The organism is Stutzerimonas chloritidismutans, from assembly GCF_051486945.1.
Classification (GTDB): Bacteria; Pseudomonadota; Gammaproteobacteria; order Pseudomonadales; family Pseudomonadaceae; genus Stutzerimonas; species Stutzerimonas chloritidismutans_B.
The window spans coordinates 650,543-670,942 of the sequence record NZ_JAHVDX010000003.1 but is presented as its reverse complement, the minus strand read 5'-3'; the positions used below and the strand labels follow the sequence as shown (position 1 = coordinate 670,942).

Sequence of the window (20,400 nt, the reverse complement as noted above, 5' to 3'; positions counted from 1 at the left end):
CAGGCGTTGCAGCGGCCTCAATTCTGATTCTCGTAGCACAGGCGATAGCAATGCAGCAGCGCATTTGCCACGTGGCGTTCGACGGTGCGGCTGGAAACACCTAACTGCCGCCCGACCTGCACATGTGTCAGACCGCCAAGTTGGTATAGCAGGAAGGCCTCACGTACGACCGGCTTGAGACCATCAAGTAGCCGGGCGATGCGCTCCAGCGACTGCAACGCCTCGTGTCGGACCTCTGGAGATGGGTGGCTGGCCTCAGGCAATGAGGCCAGCGCCTCGATGTAGGCGCGCTCCAGCGCATCACGCCGCCACTGATCGATGACCAAGCCGCGGGCGATACGGGTGAGTAATGCGCGGGGTGCTTGATCGTTGACTGGTTTTCCGCGCACCAGTAAGCGGACAAACGTGTCTTGCGCAAGATCCGCAGCCTGCTGCGAGCAACCGACCGTTCGCCGCAGCCAGCTTTGAAGCCAGCCATGATGCGCGCCGTAAAGCACATCGAGGGAAACGCTGGCGTTTGGATCGGATAGCGACAATGCAGGCAGGCCTCAGGCAGCAACTCGGAAAACGCCACGAGACATGGCGACCGGCCTGAACATTAATCGCGAATCATTACCATTACAACAAGATCATCATTACCCGATGATGTGCCCGGGCTCGATCATTCCACCGTCACCGACTTGGCCAGGTTGCGCGGCTGGTCGACGTCCGTGCCGCGGAGCACCGCAACGTAGTAAGACAGCAATTGCAGCGGCAAGGTGTAGAGGATTGGCGCGAGGACGTCGTGGATGTGCGGCATGCTCAGGCTGATGATGCCCTCGGCGTCTTCGATGCCGGCTTCCCGGTCGGCGAAAACGATCAGCTCGCCACCCCGTGCGCGGACTTCCTGAAGGTTGGACTTGAGTTTCTCCAGCAGCTCATTGTTCGGCGCAACCGTGACCACCGGCATGTCGGCATCGACCAGCGCCAGCGGGCCATGCTTGAGCTCGCCAGCCGGGTAGGCCTCGGCGTGGATATAGGAAATCTCCTTGAGCTTGAGGGCGCCCTCCATCGCCACCGGGTATTGCGCTCCACGCCCGAGGAACAGGGTGTGATGCTTCTCGGCGAAGTGCTCGGAGATTTTCTCGACCTGGGTATCCAGTGCCAGGGCTTCGCCGAGGCGGGTCGGCAAGCGACGCAGCTCGGAGACCAGCTCAGCTTCGTCGGCGGCAGCTAGCGTGCCACGCACCTGGCCAAGCGAGAGCGTCAGCAGCAAGAGGCCGACCAATTGAGTGGTGAAGGCCTTGGTCGAGGCGACACCGATCTCGGGCCCGGCTTGGGTGAGCAGCGTCAGGTCGGATTCGCGTACCAGCGAGCTGGTGCCGACGTTACAGATTGCCAGGCTGGCGAGGTAGCGGCCTTCCTTGTCGGTACGCGACTTGGCATTGCGAAGCGCCGCCAGGGAATCTGCGGTTTCGCCGGATTGAGAGATGGTGACGAACAGGGTGTCCGGCTGTACCACCACTTTGCGGTAACGGAACTCGCTGGCGACCTCGACCTGGCAGGGGATGCCGGCCAGTTCTTCCAGCCAGTAACGGGCCACCATCCCGGCGTGATAGCTGGTGCCGCAAGCGACGATCTGGACGTTGCGCACCTTGGCGAACAACTCGGCTGCTTGCGGGCCGAACGCCTGCACCAGCACCTGCTGGTCGCCAAGCCGACCCTCAAGGGTGCGCTGCACAACCTTCGGTTGCTCATGGATCTCCTTGAGCATGAAGTGGCGGTACTCGCCTTTGTCTGCCGCCTCGGCGCCCTCGTGGTATTGCACCGACTCGCGCTCGACCGGCTGCCCGTCGACAGTCCAGATCTGGATGCTGTCGCGGCGGATCTCGGCGATGTCTCCTTCTTCGAGATACATGAAACGATCGGTCACTTGGCGCAGGGCCAACTGGTCGGAAGCGAGGAAGTTCTCGCCCATGCCCAGGCCGATCACCAGCGGGCTGCCGCTGCGGGCAGCGAGCAGGCGATCCGGTTGCCGCGCGCTGACGACTGCCAGACCGTAGGCGCCATGGAGCTCCTTGACCGCCGATTTCAGCGCGGCGGCGAGGTCACCGGACTCGCCCAGCTTGTGGTGCAGCAGGTGGACGATGACTTCGGTATCTGTGTCGGACAGAAACACGTAGCCCATGCCCTTGAGCTGCTGACGCAGCGCCTCATGGTTTTCGATGATGCCGTTGTGCACCACCGCCAGGTCGGCACCGGAGAAGTGTGGGTGCGCGTTGCGCTCGCAGGGTGCGCCATGAGTGGCCCAGCGCGTATGCGCAATGCCCAGGCGGCCGTTCACTTGCTCTTGCTGCTGTGCGGTTTCGAGTTCGGACACCTTGCCCGAGCGGCGCAGACGGTGCAGCGTGCCGGCGTCATCGAGCACGGCGATACCGGCGCTGTCGTAGCCTCGGTATTCGAGGCGCTTCAGGCCCTCGAGCAGGATTGCAGTGATGTTGCGTTCGGCGACGGCGCCAACGATGCCACACATGGTCAGGTCTCCTGATGGATGTCGATGACCGCGCAGATCAGCTTGACGCCGCGGGCCAGAATGCTCGAACGCGCCTCGTCGGTGAGGCGTTCGTCCGTGATGAGGGTATGAATGCGATCCCAGGGCAGCTCCAGGTTCGGGATGCGTCGGCCGATCTTGTCCGATTCGGCCAGCACGATCACCTCACGCGCGACCTCGGCCATCACGCGCGACAGCCCGAGCAGCTCGTTGAAGGTCGTAGTGCCGCGTTGCAGGTCGATGCCATCGGCGCCGATGAAGAGTTGGTCGAAATCATAGGAACGCAGCACCTGTTCGGCCACTTGTCCTTGAAAGGATTCCGAGTGGGGGTCCCAGGTTCCGCCGGTCATCAGCAGGGTCGGCTCGTGCTCCAGCTCGCGCAAGGCGTTGGCCACGTTCAGCGAATTGGTCATGACCAGCAGGCCGGGCGTGCGACCGAGCTGCGGAATCATCGCCGCGGTGGTGGTCCCGCTGTCGATGATGATGCGTGCATGCTCGCGGATACAGCCGACGGCGGCACGCGCAATGGCCTGCTTCCACGGCGACACCGGTTGCGCCGTATCGCCGATCAGCTCTTGAGGCAGGGGCACCGCGCCGCCGTAGCGGCGCAGCAGTAGGCCGTTCTTCTCCAGCGCCGCGAGGTCTTTGCGAATGGTGACCTCGGAAGTCTCGAAACGCCCGGACAGCTCGTCGACGCTCACCTCGCCTTGCGCATTGAGCAGCGCAAGGATGGCGTGACGACGTTGCGGTGTGTTGCGTTTCGACATAATAAAGTTTCGATTCGAAAGAAAACGCGCGAATCAAAACCCAATGTGGGGCGGGACGTCAACTGGTGCTGCCGCTCAAACCCGGAAATACCCCATCAGTTGTTGTTGATGGTTGGCTAGCTGGTTCAGCGACTGGCTGACGCGGGCCGCCTCGTCGGCTTGACCTGAAAGCGACTCGGTGACGTCACGAATGCCTGCGACGTTGCGGTTCACCTCTTCGGCCACGGCGCTTTGCTCCTCGGCTGCACTGGCGATCTGCAGGTTCATGTCGGTGATCACGGCCACCGCCTCGCCAATGCGCCGCAACGCCGCAACGGCACTTCCCACTTGCTCGACGCTGCCCTGCGCCTGGCCTTGGCTGCCTTGCATGGCGTTAACCACTTCACGCGTCCCGCCCTGTAACCGCTCGATGACCTGACGGATCTCCTCGATCGACTCCTGGGTGCGGCGAGCCAGGTTGCGCACCTCGTCGGCGACGACGGCGAAGCCACGACCCGCCTCGCCCGCGCGTGCCGCCTCGATCGCCGCGTTCAATGCCAGGAGATTGGTTTGTTCGGCGATCCCCCGTATGACCTCGAGCACCGAACCGATCTGCTCGCTGCTATCAGCCAGCTGCCTGACTTCAGTCATCGCGTGGTCGAGCTCGCCGGCCAGACGCTCGATGCCGCGGGTGGTGGCGTCGATGATCGCCAGCCCTTCCTGTGTCGCCTGATCGGCACCGCGCGCCGCTTCGGCAGCCTGCGCGGCGTTACGGGCGACGTCCTGCGCCGTCGCGCTCATTTCCTGTGAAGCGGTGGCCACCTGGTCGACCTCACGGAATTGTTGCTGCATTCCGGCACTGGTCTGTGCAGCGATGGCAGCCGACTGGTCGGCACCGCTTCGTGCATCCTGGACCGAGCGTTTGACCTCGGAGATGGTCGGCTGCAGCTTGTCGAGAAAGCGATTGAACCAACCGGCCAGGGCGCCCAGTTCATCCTGGCGGGCGTATTCGAGCCGCCGTGTCAGGTCACCTTCCCCGCTCGCGATGTCCTTGAGCATCGCAGCCACGCCTTTGATGGGGCGGGTCACGCCGCGTGCGGTGATCCACATCAGGGCCAGGCCCAGTAGCACCGCCGCCAGCCCGATGAGCAGGCCGCTGACACTGTCTTCTCGCCCCCGCTCATGCAATTGCTGCTCGAGGCGCAGCGAAGGCGCCAGCAGCACCGCACGAGGAACCTCCAGCAGTACCGCCCAGGCCGGCAGGCCGGGAATCGCTGCTATCGGCTGCAAAACACGAAGCATGTCGCCGTTCTCGAGCAATGCGGCCTGGCCGGCGGCAACGGCGCGCGCAATCGCCGTTGCGTCATTGCCAAACGCTTGGCTGACGGGCTTGCCCAGCAAGGTGGTATCAGAACTATGCGCAGCAAGAAGCTGAGCAGGGCTAATCACACTGAGATGTCCCTGCCCATCATAAAGTTGCTGTTGCGCCTGCAGGCTGTAGGTCTGCAGCGAGGCGAGGCTGATGTCGACCCCCACGACTCCGATAGTTTTGCCATCCAGCGTCAAAGGCAGTGCGATGCTGGTCATTAGCAACGGCTTTCCTTCGACCTCATCGAAGTAAGGTTCCAGCAGGCAGACCTTGCCGGTCTCGCGCGGGCAGCTGAACCAGGTGTTATAAGGCGCTCCGCTGATGCCAGGAGTGGTATCGGCGAGCTCCTGTTCGTCGATGGTTTCGTAACTGAGATCTCCGGGCTTTCGCTGCGACCAATACAACGAGAATCTACCGCTGTCATTGCCCCCCATCTCCGCATTGCCTATGAACATCCCGTCTTTATCGTCCAGCGCATCGGTGTCGAAGACGACATAGAGACCGAGCAGCTCGGGGTTGGCCTGCAGCGCCGTCTTGATCTGATGATGCAGATCCTCACGGATCTCGAAGGCATTGGCCATGCGCTCGATAGATTGCTCGCGCAGGGACAGCACCTGGCGGACGAATCCCTGGCCGTACTGGTAGGCGGCGTTGAATTGCCGCTCGATGCGCAAGGCTTGTGCCTGACCACGCGCCTGCAGGTTATTGCGCGCCGACTCTTCCAGCATGGCGCCACTGGCGCTGCTCACTAGCGCGGCGGTTTGCCGAGCCTGAAACTGAGAGGCGCCTACCAGCAACCCGACGATCAATAGCAGGCACAGCCCTGCAAGCAGGGTGATTTTCCATTGAATGGAAAGGCGGTCGAACAGGCGCATGGGGCATCCTTTTTATGGCTATGCCCCATTGAATCGGCCGGATATGCGATCTCTTGAACGGGTGATCCTCAGACGTACGGAGAATCCCGCCGCCTCGCTTATTTTCGGGCTTTTTCTGGTCGCTTCCAGCCCTGGATCACGGCCTGGCGTGCGCGTCCGAGGGCCAGCGTACGCGCCGGAACATCTGCAGTGATCACCGAGCCAGCGCCCGTCGTAGCGCCCTCGCCCAAGGTAACCGGTGCAACGAGCGAGCTGTTGGAGCCGATGAAGGCGTCCTCGCCAATCACCGTACGAAACTTGTTGGCACCATCGTAGTTGCAGGTGATGGTCCCGGCACCGATGTTGGCCCGCGCGCCGATCTCGGCATCGCCCAAATAGGCCAGATGCCCGGCCTTGGCCCCTTCGCCCAGACGCGCGTTCTTCACTTCCACGAAATTGCCCACGTGGGCACCCTCGGCGAGGAACGCACCGGGGCGCAGCCGGGCGAACGGACCGCAGTCAGCCCCCTCACCAAGCTCAGCGCCTTCGAGATGGCTGTTGGCCTTGACCACCGCACCGTTGCGCAAAACGCTGTCACGGATCACACAGTTCGGCCCGATCTGAACGCCATCTTCGATGACGACCCGCCCCTCGAGCACCACGTTCACATCGATCATCACATCGCGCCCAACCGTCACCTCGCCGCGCAGATCGAACCGCGCAGGATCACGAAGAGTCACGCCCTGCGCCATCAGCCGACGGGCTGCGCGCTGCTGGTAGTGGCGTTCCAGTTCGGCGAGCTGGATGCGATCGTTGGCGCCCTGAACTTCCATCGGGTCGATCGGCTGCTCAGTGGCGATTGTTAGGCCATCGGAAACCGCCATGGCGATAACGTCAGTGAGGTAGTACTCGCCCTGTGCGTTGCGGTTGGACAAACGCCCCAACCAATCACCCAGGCGGTCGCCCGGTACCGCGAGGATCCCGGTGTTACCTTCGCGGATCAGGCGCTGCTGCGTAGTCGCATCCTTGTGCTCGACGATCGCCTGCACCCGGCCGGCCTCGTCACGCACGATTCGGCCATAGCCAGTCGGATCGGCCAGTTCAACCGTTAGCAACGCCAGCTGGGAGGGGCCGACCTGGTCAAGCAAGCGCTCCAGCGTCTGCGCTTCGATCAGCGGCACGTCGCCATAGAGAATCAGCACCCGTTCGGCCGACAACCCAGGCAACGACTGAGCCACGGCATGCCCGGTACCAAGTTGCTCGGCCTGCATAACGAACTGCACATCATCCGCCGCAAGCGATTTCCGGACCCGCTCCGCACCATGGCCAATCACCACGTGGATAGCGGTCGGCGACAATGCACGGGCGGTATCGATGACGTGACCGAGCATGGACTTCCCGGCGACGGGATGCAGCACCTTGGGCAGCGCCGATCGCATGCGCGTGCCTTGGCCGGCGGCGAGAATGACGATATCGAGAGACATGGGGAATCCTGAGCAGTCATGACCCAAAGGGCCGAACGGGTTGGCTGGAAAAAGAAAAAGGGTAGCCAAGGCTACCCTTTTACTCATGCGCGATGAAGCGACCGGAGAATCAGCCGCGACCGTACTTCTTGCGCAGCTGCTCGATGGTACGCAGCTGGGCTGCCGCCTCGGCGAGACGGGCGGACGCCGAACCGTAGTCGAAGTCCGCGCCTTTCTCGTGCAGCGCCTTCTCGGCCGCCTTGACTGCTGCCTGAGCAGCAGCCTGGTCTAGGTCCTTCGCGCGCGTAGCGGTATCGGCCAGAACCTTAACCATGTTCGGCTGCACTTCGATGAAGCCGCCGGAGATGTAGAAGATCTCTTCTTCACCGCCCTGCTTGATCACGCGCACCGGACCGGGCTTGAGATCGGTCAGCAAGGGCGCATGGCCCGGCAGGATGCCCAGATCACCCAGGTGACCGTGAGCGACAACCATCTCCACCAGCCCCGAGAACAGCTCTTCTTCCGCGCTGACGATGTCACAGTGGACTGTCATAGCCATACTTATGCCTCGGTAATCAGCCCAACCCTTGGCGCGAACCGCAGGCCAGGCTTATTGGCGCCCGCAAGCGGGCGCGCCAGTTACAGTTTCTTGGCTTTCTCGATGGCTTCGTCGATACCGCCAACCATGTAGAACGCCTGCTCTGGCAGGTGATCGTAGTCGCCAGCGAGGATGCCGGCAAAGCCACGGATGGTTTCCTTCAGCGGCACATACTTGCCCGGCGAACCGGTGAAGACTTCGGCCACGAAGAACGGCTGGGACAGGAAGCGCTGGATCTTACGCGCACGGGACACCAGCTGCTTGTCGGATTCGGACAGTTCGTCCATACCCAGAATCGCGATGATGTCCTTCAGCTCCTTGTAACGCTGCAGTACATACTGAACGCCACGCGCAGTGTCGTAGTGCTCTTGACCGATCACGTTGGCATCCAGCTGACGCGAAGTCGAATCGAGCGGGTCAACTGCCGGGTAGATACCCAGCGAAGCGATGTCGCGCGACAGAACCACGGTGGCGTCCAAGTGGGCGAAGGTGGTCGCCGGGGACGGGTCAGTCAAGTCGTCCGCAGGAACGTAAACAGCCTGAACGGAAGTGATCGAGCCGCTCTTGGTGGAAGTGATGCGTTCCTGCAGAACGCCCATCTCCTCGGCCAGGGTCGGCTGATAGCCCACCGCGGACGGCATACGACCCAGCAGCGCGGACACTTCGGTACCGGCCAGGGTGTAGCGGTAGATGTTGTCGACGAACAGCAGAACATCCTTGCCCTCGTCGCGGAACTTCTCGGCCATGGTCAGGCCGGTCAGTGCGACGCGCAGGCGGTTTCCTGGTGGCTCGTTCATCTGGCCGTAGACCAGGGCGACCTTGTCCAGGACGTTGGAGTCCTTCATCTCGTGATAGAAGTCGTTCCCTTCACGAGTACGCTCACCCACACCGGCGAACACGGAGTAGCCACTGTGCTCCATCGCGATGTTACGGATCAGCTCCATCATGTTTACGGTCTTGCCGACACCGGCACCACCGAACAGACCGACCTTACCGCCCTTGGCGAACGGGCAGACCAGGTCGATAACCTTGATGCCGGTTTCCAGCAGCTCGTTGCCACCAGCCTGCTCGGCATAGCTCGGCGCCGCGCGGTGGATGCCCCAGCGCTCTTCTTCACCGATCGGGCCGGCTTCGTCGATGGGGTTACCCAGGACGTCCATGATGCGGCCCAGAGTGGCAGTGCCCACCGGTACCGAAATGGCCGCGCCAGTGTTGCTGACATCCAGGCCACGCTTGAGGCCTTCGGTCGAACCCATGGCAATGGTACGGACGATGCCGTCGCCCAGCTGCTGCTGGACTTCCAGGGTGGTTTCGGCGCCAGTGACCTTCAGCGCGTCATAGATGTTCGGTACCAGATCGCGCGGAAATTCCACGTCGATAACGGCGCCGATGATTTGAACGATACGTCCGCTACTCATGTTTGGTTCCTCTGAATATTTGAACCGTTCTTAAACCGCGGCAGCGCCGCCGACGATTTCCGAAATTTCCTGCGTGATCGCAGCCTGACGGGCCTTGTTGTAGACCAGTTGCAGGTCGCTGATCAGCTCACCGGCATTGTCGGTTGCGTTCTTCATGGCGATCATACGGGCGGCCTGTTCGGCAGCGCCGTTCTCGACCACGGCCTGGTAGACCTGGGACTCGACGTAACGCACCAGCAGCGCATCGAGCAGCAGCCGTGCGTCCGGTTCGTACAGGTAATCCCACTGCCCCTTCGGCGCGGTCTGATCGTCACTGGCAGCCAACGGCAGCAATTGGGCTACGGTCGGCTTCTGCGTCATGGTGTTGATGAATTTGTTCGACACCAGGTAGAGACGGTCCAGACGGCCCTGGTCGAAAGCATCCAGCATGACCTTGACGCTGCCGATCAGATCGTTGATCGACGGCTCTTCGCCAAGCCCATTGACTGCTGCGACCACGTTGCCGCCAAAGCTGCGGAAGAAGCTCGCGCCCTTGTTACCGATCACGCACAGGTCGGCTTCGACATTGCTGTCGTGCCACTCTTTCATGTTCTTGATCAGCGCCTTGAACAGGTTGGTGTTCAAGCCACCGCACAGACCACGATCGGACGACACGACGATATAACCGACGCGCTTGACCGGACGCTCGACCATGAACGGGTGACGGTATTCCGGGTTGGTATTGGCCAGATGGCCGATAACCTGCTGAATCCGCTCCGCATAGGGACGGCTGGCTGCCATGCGCATCTGTGCCTTGCGCATCTTGCTGACCGCCACCTTTTCCATGGCGCTGGTGATCTTCTGCGTGCTTTTGATGCTCGCAATCTTGCTGCGAATCTCTTTTGCGCCTGCCATTTGACACCTATCGGGTTAGCAGGCGGGAGCCTCGCGGGCTCCCGCTGCGGCTTACCAGGATTGGGTGGCCTTGAACGACTCGATGCCAGACTTGATGCCCGCGTCGATTTCGTCGTTGAAGTCGCCCTTCACGTTGATCTTGTCCAGCAGAGCGGCATGCTCGTGGTGGAAATAGGCAATCAACGCCTGCTCGAAGGCGCCAACCTTGGCTACTTCGATGTCCTGCAGGTAGCCACGCTCGGCGGCATACAGGGACACCGCCATGTCGGCAATGGACATCGGCGCGTACTGCTTCTGCTTCATCAGCTCGGTCACACGTTGACCATGCTCGAGCTGCTTGCGGGTTGCTTCGTCCAGGTCAGAAGCGAACTGAGCGAAGGCCGCCAGTTCACGGTACTGAGCCAGAGCGGTACGGATGCCACCCGACAGCTTCTTGATGATCTTGGTCTGCGCGGCGCCACCGACGCGGGATACCGAGATACCGGCGTTGACGGCCGGACGGATGCCTGCGTTGAACATCGACGATTCGAGGAAGATCTGACCGTCGGTGATGGAAATCACGTTGGTCGGAACGAACGCGGAAACGTCGCCCGCCTGGGTCTCGATGATGGGCAGTGCAGTCAGCGAGCCGGTCTTGCCAGTAACGGCACCGTTGGTGAACTTCTCGACATACTCTTCGGAGACGCGCGACGCACGCTCCAGCAGACGGCTGTGGAGATAGAACACATCGCCCGGGTAGGCTTCGCGTCCCGGCGGACGGCGCAGCAGCAGAGAAATCTGACGATAGGCAACAGCTTGCTTGGACAGGTCGTCGTAAACGATCAGCGCGTCTTCGCCGCGGTCACGGAAGTACTCGCCCATGGTGCAGCCAGCGTAAGGCGCCAGGAACTGCAGAGCAGCCGACTCGGACGCCGATGCGGCGACGATGATGGTGTTGGCCAGAGCACCGTGCTGTTCCAGCTTGCGGACTACGTTAGCAATGGTCGACTGCTTCTGACCAATCGCAACGTAGACGCATTTGATGCCGCTGTTGCGCTGGTTGATGATCGCGTCGATCGCCAGAGCGGTCTTACCGATCTGACGGTCACCGATGATCAGCTCACGCTGGCCACGCCCGACCGGGATCATGGCGTCGACCGACTTATAGCCGGTCTGAACTGGCTGGTCGACCGACTTACGCCAGATCACGCCCGGAGCGACTTTCTCGACCGCATCGGTAGCCTGCGCATTGACCGGGCCCTTGCCGTCAACCGGATTGCCCAGCGCATCAACGACACGACCCAGAAGTTCCGGACCTACCGGTACTTCCAGGACGCGGCCGGTGCATTTGGCACTCATGCCTTCGGTCAGGCCTTGGTAGTTGCCCAGTACAACGGCACCTACGGAGTCCTGTTCCAGGTTCAGAGCCATGCCGTAAACGCCGCCCGGGAATTCGATCATCTCCCCGTACATCACGTCGGCCAGGCCGTAAATGCGAACGATACCGTCAGAAACGCTGACGACGGTGCCTTCGTTACGCGCTTGAGCGGACACATCGGAGCTACCGATGCGCTGCTTTATGATTTCACTAATCTCGGAAGGATTCAGTTGCTGCATGCCACGACCCTCAAATCAGGATTTCAACGATTCGGCCAACTGGCTCAGTTTGCCGCGGACCGAACCATCGACAACCACATCGCCGGCGCGGATAACAACGCCGCCGATCAGCGCAGGGTTCACGACCTGCTGGGGGTTGACGGTACGATCTAGCCGCTTCGACAGGGCGGCAGCCAAAGTTTGGAGTTGCGCAGGGGAGAGCTCGAAAGCAGTCTGCACTTCAACGTCGATTGTCTTTTCGGCTTCTGCCTTGAGCTCCTCGAAGAGCTCCCTAATCATCGGCAGCACGTCCAGGCGATCATTGTCGCCGAGCGTGGTGACGAAGTTGCGGAAGGCTTCATCGATGTCGCTGCCGAGCGCCTGAACCAGCGTCTTGACCTTGCTTTCGCTGGTCAGGCGCGGGTTCTTCAGCAGTTCGGCGACCTGCGGAACTTCAACGGCGACCGCAGCCAGGCTCAACATGCCCGACCAGGCGTCGATCCGACCGGCCGAGCCGGCGAACTCGAAAGCGGCCTTTGCATACGGCCGAGCAAGCGTCTGGGTATTGATCATCGCTTGCCTCGCTTAGAGTTGGGAGGCCAGTTTTTCGACCAGATCGTTGTGCGCCTTGGCGTCCACCTGGGACTCCAGGATTTTCTCCGCACCCAGCACGGCCAATGCCGCTACCTGGTTACGCAGTTGCTCCTTGGCACGGTTCACTTCCTGCTCGATCTCGGCGCGGGCACCGGCTACCAGGCGGTCGCCTTCGATGCGTGCCTGCTGCTTGGCTTCCTCAACGATGGCGTTGGCCTGCTTGTTGGCCTGCTCAAGGATCTGGGCAGCCTGTCCCTTGGTCTCGCGGAGGGTATTGGTAACCTTTTCCTGAGCCAATTTCAGGTCTTGCTGCGCACGGCCTGCAGCGTCCAAACCTTCGGCGATTTTCTTCTGGCGTTCTTGCATGGCCTTGGTGATGGGCGGCCATACGTACTTCATGCAGAACCAGACGAAAATAGCGAAGGCGAACGTTTGACCGAACAGCGTCAAGTTAATGTTCACAGCGATATACCTCGTGCTATTTCGTTCGACGCGGTTGTCAATTCCACGGCAACGGGGTTCGCCACGCGAACCCCATCAGGAACCGGAAAAGTCTTAGGCAGCGACAACGAAGATGAGGTACATCGCGATACCAACACCGATCATCGGGACGGCGTCGAGCAGGCCAGCCATGAGGAAGGTCTTTGTTTGCAGCTGAGGAGCCAGCTCGGGTTGACGAGCAGTGGATTCCAGCAGCTTGCCACCCAGCAGGGCGAAGCCGATGCCAGTGCCCAGGGCACCCAGACCGATCATGATGGAGGCGGCGATGTAGACGAGTTCCATGTAAAGCTCCTGAAGCTAAGGGTTAAGGTTTTCTTGGGTAACGCGAAACTGAGTCGAACCGGGTTCAGCGATTACGGTGTGAGTTCAGCATGACTATGATCTTCATGCGCAGAACTCAGGTACACCACGGTCAGAACCATGAAAATGAACGCCTGAAGCGGGATCACCAGAATATGGAAGATCGCCCAGGGCACATTCAGGGTCCACTGCACGTAGAACGGCAGCAGCGCGATGAGAATGAACACCACCTCACCGGCATACATGTTGCCGAACAGTCGCAGAGCCAGGCTCAGCGGCTTGGTCAGCAGACCGAGGATTTCGAGAAACAGGTTGAACGGAATGAGCGACCAGTGATTGAACGGCGTAAACGCCAATTCCTTGGTGAAGCCGCCCACGCCCTTGACCTTGAAGCTGTAGAACAGGATCAGGATGAATACACCGAGCGACAGGCCGAAAGTACCGTTCGGGTCAGCTGTCGGCACAATTTTGAAATACGGTACGCCCAAGGCATGAGCCAGGCCGGGGATGTAGTCCACCGGAATCCACTTCAGGCTGTTCATCAGGAACACCCAGACGAAAATGGTCAGGGCGAGCGGCGCGATGACCGGATTACGGCCATGGAAGGTGTCTTTGACGACGCCTTCGACGAACTCGACGCACATTTCGACCAGATTTTGCAGGCGACCCGGCGTGCCCGCGGTGGCGCCCTTGGCGGCCAGGCGGAACAGCACGACGAAGATCAGCCCCATGAACAGCGACCAGCCCAGGGTATCCAGATGGACAGCCATGAACCCCATGTCCCGCGCCTCGGCGCCAGTCTGGGCAATGGTCCAAGTGGCCTGGTCGACGACCGAACCGTCAGCGCGCACGTAGCCTTCAGGCAACTTTCCATAAGTCAGATTCTGCAGGTGATGCTGGATATATTCCGCCGGGGTACTCGCCATAAATGCCTCAGTGCTCAATGCTTCGGATTATTTTTCATCAGCAGGAGGGCGCTCGCTCCGGCGCCTAAAACCAGCAGATAACCAACGAACAGTGCCGCTGGTTGCAGTGGCTTCACTCCTACAAACACCAGCGCAAACAACGCTGCTGCCAGAATCTGTTTACCCATCTCACCCGCCCAGAAGGACTGGACGATTGCCCTGGCCGAGCGTGCGCCAAAATAGCGGAACGCCTTAAAAGCAAAATAGACATTGGCCAGGAAAGCTATTAGCCCGCCAAGCAGCGCGGAATAGCCCGCGACCATACCAAAAACAGCAGTACAGATAACAGTTGCGATCAACGCAACGAGCGCCTGTGCAGCCAAAACCCGGACTACCGGATGCCGATGGAAGGGTGTCTTGTTGTGAAATTTCACCATGAACCCGTCGTGAATCGTCATCTCAGACGGCTAATGGCCGCAGTCAAAAAAGCGCCGCGAGTATAGGAGCAGCCCTGCCCGCGTTCAACCGTCAGGTAGTTATTTCCGACTGCCACTACATTTTTTTTGTATCAACGAATGTGTGCGAGTACGCCTTGCAATTCATCGAGCGAGTTATAGCGGATCACCAACTGCCCTTTTCCCTTCTGGCCATGCTTGATCTGCACTGGAGAGCCTAGCCGCTCGGCCAGTTTCTGCTCCAGACGCACAATATCGGGATCGTTCCGCATCTCGGTTTTCGGGCTCGGCTTGCTACTCAGCCATTGCCGAACCAGGGCTTCGGTTTGGCGGACCGTAAGCCCGCGTGCGACAACGTGCCGCGCGCCTTCGACCTGTTGTTCCGTCGGTAGGCCAAGCAACGCACGGGCGTGCCCCATCTCCAGGTCGCCATGAGACAACAACGTCTTGATTTCGTCGGGCAGGTTGATCAGGCGCAACAGGTTGCTGACGGAAACACGTGACTTACCCACGGCATCGGCGACTTGCTGCTGAGTAAGCTGGAACTCCTGCTGCAAGCGCTGCAATGCAAAGGCCTCCTCGATGGGGTTGAGGTCCTCTCGCTGGATGTTTTCGATCAGGGCCATGGCGATCGCCGCTTCGTCGGTGACCTCGCGCACGATGGCCGGCACCCGGTCCAGACCCGCCAGCTGGCTGGCGCGCCAGCGACGCTCGCCGGCAATGATCTCGTAACGGTCACCACCGATGCTACGGACCACGATGGGCTGCATCACGCCTTGGGTGCGGATGGAGTTAGCCAGCTCTTCGAGTGTTACCGGATCGATGTCGCGACGCGGCTGATATTTACCCCGCTGGATGAGGTCCACAGGCAGCTGATGCAGATCGCGCTCTTCGCGGGCCGCTGCCTCCTGGGCTGGCGCTGCGATGTTGGCGCCGCCGAGCAGGGCGTCCAGCCCCCGGCCCAGCCCTCTTTTTTTGGTCGCCATTGAATGTTCCTTATGCGGTTACGCTACGGGCGGCGCGGCGCTGCCGGCGGGACAGCTCGCCCGCCAGCGCGAGATAGGCCAGGGCGCCCTTGGATTGCTTGTCGTATACCAGCGCCGGCATGCCGTGGCTGGGTGCTTCGGCTAGCCTGACGTTGCGCGGAATAACTGTGTCGTAGACCTTGTCACCAAAATGCGCTTTCAGCTGTTCGGTAACATCGTTGGTCAAGCTGCTGCGAGGGTCGTACATGGTGCGCAGCAGGCCTTCGATCCTGAGAGATGGGTTCAATGCCTGAGCGATTCGCTGAATCGAGTTGACCAGGTCGGTCAATCCTTCTAGTGCGTAATACTCACATTGCATGGGAATGATCACGCCATCCGATGCGGTCAAGGCGTTGATGGTGAGCATCGAAAGCGACGGAGGGCAATCAATCAGGATGTAGTCGTAGTTTTCACGTACGGGCGCCAGTGCGTCGCGTAGGCGATGCTCCTTGGCCGGCAATTTCAACAGTGCGACCTCTGCTGCCGTCAGGTCGCGGTTGGCCGGTAGAAGCTGATAGCCGCCGTGTTCGGAAAACTGCATGGCATCGACCAGGCTGCATTCGCCAATCAGCACGTCATAGATCGAGTACTCCAGATTCAACTTATCCACACCGCTGCCGGTGGTCGCGTTGCCCTGAGGATCCAAATCGATGAGCAGCACCCGTCGCCGTGTCGCGACGAGCGAAGCGGCAAGGTTGATGCACGTGGTGGTTTTGGCGACACCGCCCTTCTGGTTGGCGATGGCGAATACTTTAGCCATGGTCAGTGTCTGTCCGGGTCATGAAGTGCGGCGCAGTATCAACAGATGGCGTTGCCCTTGGCAACCGGGCACCTTGAGGACCTGACAGCTCTGCAGATCGAAATCGGTGGGCAGCGCTTGAAGTTCATCGTCGGGCTGCACACCTTTCATGGCGAGCCAGCATGTTTCGCTGTCGCCCAGATGACGGGTCCAGCTAGCGAAATCGCTCAACGAACTGAACGCCCTGGAGGTGATACCGGTAAAGGGCAACGTCGGCTGGAACGCCTCGACGCGGGTGTGGACAACCTCCACGTTGGCGAGTTTCAACTCCAGCTTGACCTGGGTGAGAAAGCGAGTCTTTTTGCCGTTAGAGTCAAGCAGAGTGAAATGCCGCTCGGGGAACATGATGGCCAGCGGAATGCCTGGCATGCCTCCACCGCTGCCGACGTCCAGCCAACGATCACCACCGCTCGCGACTTCAGGCACGATGCTCAAACTATCGAGCAGATGGCGAGACACCATCTCCGCAGGCTCACGTACCGCCGTCAGGTTGTAGGCCTTGTTCCACTTGACCAGCAGGGCCATGTATCCCAGCAAGCATGATTGCTGGTCTGCACTCAGATCAACACCGAGTTCGCGGGCGCCCTGGTTCAGCTCCTCTGCATAACGATCGGCCTTATCCATCAAGCGCTTTGCTCCAACTTCTGCCCGGCGTTGCGCTTTTTCAGATGGATCATCAGCAGCGACACTGCGGCCGGCGTGACGCCGGGGATGCGGGAGGCCTGGCCCAGTGTCTCCGGACGAGCGAGGGTCAGCTTGTGCTGAATTTCCTTCGACAGGCCGGAGATGGTTGTGTAGTCCAGGTCCACTGGCAAGGTGACGCTTTCGCTGGCCCGCAACCGGGTGATCTCATCCTGTTGACGGTCGATATAGCCGGCGTACTTGGTCTTGATCTCAACCTGCTCGGCTACCTGAACATCTTCGACGCCATGCCCAGTTACCGCCATGAGGCTGTGGTAGTCGATCTCAGGACGTGCCAGCAGGTTGAGCAGGTTGTACTCATGCGCCAGCGGCGTGCCGAATCGGGCCGCGACCGCTTCGCCCTCAGCCGTTCCAGGGCGCACCCAGGTACTACGCAGGCGCTGCTCCTCACGCTGGATTGCCTCACGCTTGCGCTCGAAGCTTTCCCAGCGCCGATCATCGACCAGGCCCAGCTCGCGGCCCTTTTCAGTCAGCCGCAGGTCAGCATTGTCCTCACGCAAGATCAACCGATACTCGGCGCGCGAGGTGAACATGCGATACGGCTCTTGAGTACCGAGGGTGATCAGATCATCGACCAAAACGCCGAGATAAGCCTCATCGCGCCGCGGGCACCAACTTTCGCGGCCTTGCGCGCGCAACGCGGCATTGGTGCCTGCAAGCAGGCCTTGTGCGCCGGCTTCTTCGTAGCCGGTTGTGCCGTTGATCTGTCCAGCGAAGAACAGGCCGCCGATCACCTTGGTTTCCAAGCTGTACTTGAGGTCTCGCGGATCGAAATAGTCATATTCGATGGCATAGCCTGGCCGCACGATGTGAGCCTGTTCCATGCCGCGAATGCTGCGCACGATCTGCAGCTGCACATCGAAGGGCAGTGAGGTGGAGATGCCGTTGGGGTAGAGCTCGTGGGTCGTCAGCCCTTCGGGTTCAAGAAATACCTGATGGCTGTCCTTGTCGGCGAAGCGATGAATCTTGTCCTCGATCGACGGGCAATAACGCGGACCGACGCCCTCGATTACACCCGAATACATTGGCGAACGATCTAGGTTGCTGGCGATGATCTCGTGTGTACGGGCATTGGTATGGGTTATCCAGCAGCTGACCTGCCTGGGATGCTGAGCAGCGTTGCCCAGAAAGGACATGGTGGGAACTGGTGTGTCTCCTGGCTGTTCGGTCATCAGGGAAAAATCGACGCTGCGTCCGTCGATGCGAGGCGGAGTGCCTGTCTTCAGGCGGCCCACCCGTAAAGGTAACTCGCGAAGACGATGGGCCAGCGCGATGGATGGCGGATCACCGGCTCGGCCTCCCGAAAAATTTTCCAAACCGATGTGGATAAGTCCGCCCAGAAAGGTTCCAGTCGTGAGCACAACGGAGTCGCTGAGGAACCTCAGGCCCATTTGTGTAACGACGCCCTTTACCTGTTCTCCCTCAACGATGAGGTCATCAACCGCTTGCTGGAATATCCACAGGTTCGGCTGATTTTCCAGAGTCTCGCGAATGGCTGCCTTGTACAGGACGCGATCGGCTTGTGCTCGGGTTGCGCGTACAGCCGGCCCTTTGCGGCTGTTGAGCACTCGGAACTGGATGCCACCGAGGTCAGTGGCATGCGCCATCGCACCTCCCAGTGCGTCAATTTCCTTTACCAGATGGCTTTTTCCAATGCCGCCGATGGCTGGGTTGCAGCTCATTTGCCCAAGGGTTTCCACGTTGTGCGTAAGCAGCAGCGTTTTTACGCCGATCCTGGCTGCGGCTAGAGCCGCTTCGGTACCGGCATGGCCGCCGCCGATCACGATTACGTCAAAACGGGAAGGGAAATCCACCACGCACCTCGTGCCTGTTCAGATGGGTTTTGGGAAGCGCGCCAGTATAGGGGCACGGGGTTCCTGAAAGAAGGGCTTTGAGCAAAAAATGAACAACCGCCGCCGGGGCTTGTGTAAACATAGATAAAGAGAAGAAATCTTTTAAAGCTGGTTTTTATGTTTATAGATGGCGGCGCCATATCTGTGGATAGATCCCTAGAGAGCTTGATATATATGGCCTTCAGAACACCAGAACCCTGTGGGACAAGCCAGGAGAACCCGTGCGCGCTCGGTTGACGAGCTGTTGATAACTTTAACACTTATCAACAGAGCGTTATTCACGCTTAAACATCAACGGGTTATCGACCGTGCTCAGGCGTTCTTTTCCACAGGGTTATGGAGGTGTTTTGCCCATGCATGAACACCGAGTAGACGCCGCGAAGGGGATCAACACTATCCGAGCATCGTCTGAATCGGTGCTCGGGTCGGTCGATAGGCGCTATTTGCCGATGCAGAAGCTAGAAAAAATGCGACCAAGCAAATCGTCCGAGCTGAAAGCGCCGGTGATTTCTGCCAACGCTTGCTGGGCCTGTCGAAGATCTTCGGCGAGCAGCTCACCAGCGCCGGCAAGGGTCAGCTGTGCTTGGCCGTGAGCGAGATGGTCTGCGGCGTGCCGCAAGGCCTCCAAATGCCGGCGGCGAGCGCTGAAGCCGCTTTCGGCCGTCTGATCGAAGCCCATGCACGCCTTGAGATGTTCACGAAGCAGCTCGAGGCCGTCGCCTGAGCGTGCGGAAAGGCTCAGCGTCACCTGCCCCTCTTCAGAGGTTTTCAACGAAGGGGTTTCACCTGTGAGGTCAGCTTTGTTTCGAATGACGGTGATCCGACTCGGTTCCGGCCGTGTCTGCAGCAACGCCGGCCATAGCGCCTCAGCCGACTCGTGCGTCGTGGCATCGACCATCAGCAGGATTCGATCAGCTTCCCCGATGGCGCGTATCGCCCGTTCGACGCCGATTCGCTCGACTTCGTCGCAGGTATCTCGCAAACCGGCGGTGTCGATGATGTGCAGCGGCATCCCGTCGATATGAATGTGTTCCCGCAGGATGTCACGCGTGGTACCGGCGATATCGGTAACGATGGCTGCCTCGCGCCCTGCGAGCGCGTTCAGCAGGCTCGACTTACCCGCGTTGGGGCGACCGGCGATCACCACGTTCATGCCGTCGCGAAGCAACGCGCCCTGCCCCGCTTCCCTGAGTACGGCCGCGAGCTCCTGACGAACACCCTCCAAAAGAGACAGCACGTGACCGTCTGCCAGAAAGTCGATTTCCTCTTCGGGAAAGTCGATTGCCGCTTCGACGTAAATCCGTAGCTGGATCAGCTTTTCGGTCAGCTGATGAACCCGTCGGGAGAATTCACCCTGTAACGAACGGACAGCGTTGCGTGCGGCTTGGGCTGAACTGGCCTCGATCAAATCAGCTATCGCTTCGGCCTGAGCCAGGTCGAGCTTGTCGTTGAGGAAGGCTCGCTCGCTGAACTCGCCCGGGCGGGCCAGCCGTGCGCCCAGTTCGACGCAGCGGTTCAGAAGCATGTCGAGAACGATGGGGCCGCCATGGCCCTGCAGTTCGAGCACATCTTCACCGGTGAACGAGTGGGGACCAAGAAAGAACAGCAACAGGCCTTCATCGATGACCTCGCCGTCGTCGGCGTGGAAGGGGCCGTAGTGGGCATGGCGTGCAACGGGCTCTCGACCGCTTAACGTAATGGCGATCGGCCGGGCGCGGGGTCCTGATACCCGGACCACACCGATACCCCCACGTCCCGGGGCCGTGGCAACGGCTGCGATAGTGTCACGTATAGGTGTCATCGGTGTCCTCCCGTGGAA

The 20,400-nt window shown here is 60.5% G+C and carries 19 protein-coding genes; all 19 read right to left on the bottom strand.

The genetic code is table 11. The features are described from left to right. Positions 1–17: 17 nt before the first annotated feature. Positions 18–536 (bottom strand): sigma-70 family RNA polymerase sigma factor, encoded by a 519-nt coding sequence (locus KXR72_RS15035; protein WP_437421890.1) that lies wholly within the window; start codon positions 534–536, stop codon positions 18–20. 125 nt (positions 537–661) lie between these two features. Continuing rightward, the gene (gene glmS / locus KXR72_RS15030; RefSeq protein ID WP_437421889.1) at positions 662–2,512 is read right to left on the bottom strand and encodes a glutamine--fructose-6-phosphate transaminase (isomerizing); all 1,851 of its coding nucleotides are present in this window, start codon (positions 2,510–2,512) and stop codon (positions 662–664) included. A 2-nt stretch (positions 2,513–2,514) separates the two neighbouring features. Then, positions 2,515–3,297 (bottom strand): DeoR/GlpR family DNA-binding transcription regulator, encoded by a 783-nt coding sequence (locus tag KXR72_RS15025; RefSeq protein WP_437421888.1) that lies wholly within the window; start codon positions 3,295–3,297, stop codon positions 2,515–2,517. A gap of 75 nt (positions 3,298–3,372) precedes the next feature. Beyond that, on the bottom strand, positions 3,373–5,520 hold the full coding sequence (locus KXR72_RS15020; RefSeq protein ID WP_437421887.1) for a methyl-accepting chemotaxis protein: 2,148 nt from the start codon (positions 5,518–5,520) through the stop codon (positions 3,373–3,375). Between the two features lie 98 nt (positions 5,521–5,618). Continuing rightward, positions 5,619–6,983 carry a bifunctional UDP-N-acetylglucosamine diphosphorylase/glucosamine-1-phosphate N-acetyltransferase GlmU gene (glmU, locus tag KXR72_RS15015; RefSeq protein WP_437421886.1) on the bottom strand — a complete coding sequence of 455 codons (1,365 nt, stop codon included), beginning with the start codon at positions 6,981–6,983 and terminating at the stop codon, positions 5,619–5,621. A gap of 109 nt (positions 6,984–7,092) precedes the next feature. Then, entirely contained in the window at positions 7,093–7,521 is a 429-nt protein-coding gene (locus tag KXR72_RS15010) for a F0F1 ATP synthase subunit epsilon (protein ID WP_437421885.1), read from the bottom strand. A gap of 80 nt (positions 7,522–7,601) precedes the next feature. Next, on the bottom strand, positions 7,602–8,978 hold the full coding sequence (atpD, locus tag KXR72_RS15005; protein ID WP_243607782.1) for a F0F1 ATP synthase subunit beta: 1,377 nt from the start codon (positions 8,976–8,978) through the stop codon (positions 7,602–7,604). Between the two features lie 30 nt (positions 8,979–9,008). Next, entirely contained in the window at positions 9,009–9,872 is an 864-nt protein-coding gene (gene atpG, locus KXR72_RS15000) for a F0F1 ATP synthase subunit gamma (RefSeq protein ID WP_437421884.1), read from the bottom strand. A 51-nt stretch (positions 9,873–9,923) separates the two neighbouring features. Further along, complete coding sequence (gene atpA / locus KXR72_RS14995) at positions 9,924–11,468, bottom strand: F0F1 ATP synthase subunit alpha (protein ID WP_437421883.1); 1,545 nt, start codon at positions 11,466–11,468, stop codon at positions 9,924–9,926. Positions 11,469–11,483: 15 nt separating this feature from the next. Next, positions 11,484–12,020 (bottom strand): F0F1 ATP synthase subunit delta, encoded by a 537-nt coding sequence (locus tag KXR72_RS14990; RefSeq protein WP_437421882.1) that lies wholly within the window; start codon positions 12,018–12,020, stop codon positions 11,484–11,486. Between the two features lie 12 nt (positions 12,021–12,032). Next, a complete protein-coding gene (locus KXR72_RS14985; RefSeq protein ID WP_437421881.1) occupies positions 12,033–12,503 on the bottom strand; it encodes a F0F1 ATP synthase subunit B in 471 nt (156 codons plus the stop codon). A gap of 93 nt (positions 12,504–12,596) precedes the next feature. After that, the gene (atpE, locus tag KXR72_RS14980; RefSeq protein WP_019340921.1) at positions 12,597–12,824 is read right to left on the bottom strand and encodes a F0F1 ATP synthase subunit C; all 228 of its coding nucleotides are present in this window, start codon (positions 12,822–12,824) and stop codon (positions 12,597–12,599) included. Positions 12,825–12,895: 71 nt separating this feature from the next. Then, complete coding sequence (gene atpB, locus KXR72_RS14975; RefSeq protein WP_437421880.1) at positions 12,896–13,768, bottom strand: F0F1 ATP synthase subunit A; 873 nt, start codon at positions 13,766–13,768, stop codon at positions 12,896–12,898. A gap of 14 nt (positions 13,769–13,782) precedes the next feature. Next, positions 13,783–14,205, bottom strand: coding sequence for a F0F1 ATP synthase subunit I (locus KXR72_RS14970; RefSeq protein WP_437421879.1), 423 nt, complete (start codon positions 14,203–14,205; stop codon positions 13,783–13,785). A 110-nt stretch (positions 14,206–14,315) separates the two neighbouring features. After that, on the bottom strand, positions 14,316–15,188 hold the full coding sequence (locus tag KXR72_RS14965; RefSeq protein WP_437421878.1) for a ParB/RepB/Spo0J family partition protein: 873 nt from the start codon (positions 15,186–15,188) through the stop codon (positions 14,316–14,318). Between the two features lie 10 nt (positions 15,189–15,198). Further along, positions 15,199–15,987, bottom strand: coding sequence for a ParA family protein (locus KXR72_RS14960; RefSeq protein WP_437421877.1), 789 nt, complete (start codon positions 15,985–15,987; stop codon positions 15,199–15,201). A gap of 18 nt (positions 15,988–16,005) precedes the next feature. Beyond that, the gene (gene rsmG, locus KXR72_RS14955) at positions 16,006–16,650 is read right to left on the bottom strand and encodes a 16S rRNA (guanine(527)-N(7))-methyltransferase RsmG (RefSeq protein WP_437421876.1); all 645 of its coding nucleotides are present in this window, start codon (positions 16,648–16,650) and stop codon (positions 16,006–16,008) included. Then, positions 16,650–18,542 carry a tRNA uridine-5-carboxymethylaminomethyl(34) synthesis enzyme MnmG gene (gene mnmG / locus KXR72_RS14950; RefSeq protein ID WP_437421875.1) on the bottom strand — a complete coding sequence of 631 codons (1,893 nt, stop codon included), beginning with the start codon at positions 18,540–18,542 and terminating at the stop codon, positions 16,650–16,652. The genes rsmG and mnmG overlap by 1 nt, the downstream gene beginning before the upstream one ends. A gap of 478 nt (positions 18,543–19,020) precedes the next feature. Then, positions 19,021–20,382, bottom strand: a complete 1,362-nt coding sequence (gene mnmE, locus KXR72_RS14945) for a tRNA uridine-5-carboxymethylaminomethyl(34) synthesis GTPase MnmE (protein WP_437421874.1) — start codon at positions 20,380–20,382, stop codon at positions 19,021–19,023. Between the last annotated feature and the right edge of the window lie 18 nt (positions 20,383–20,400).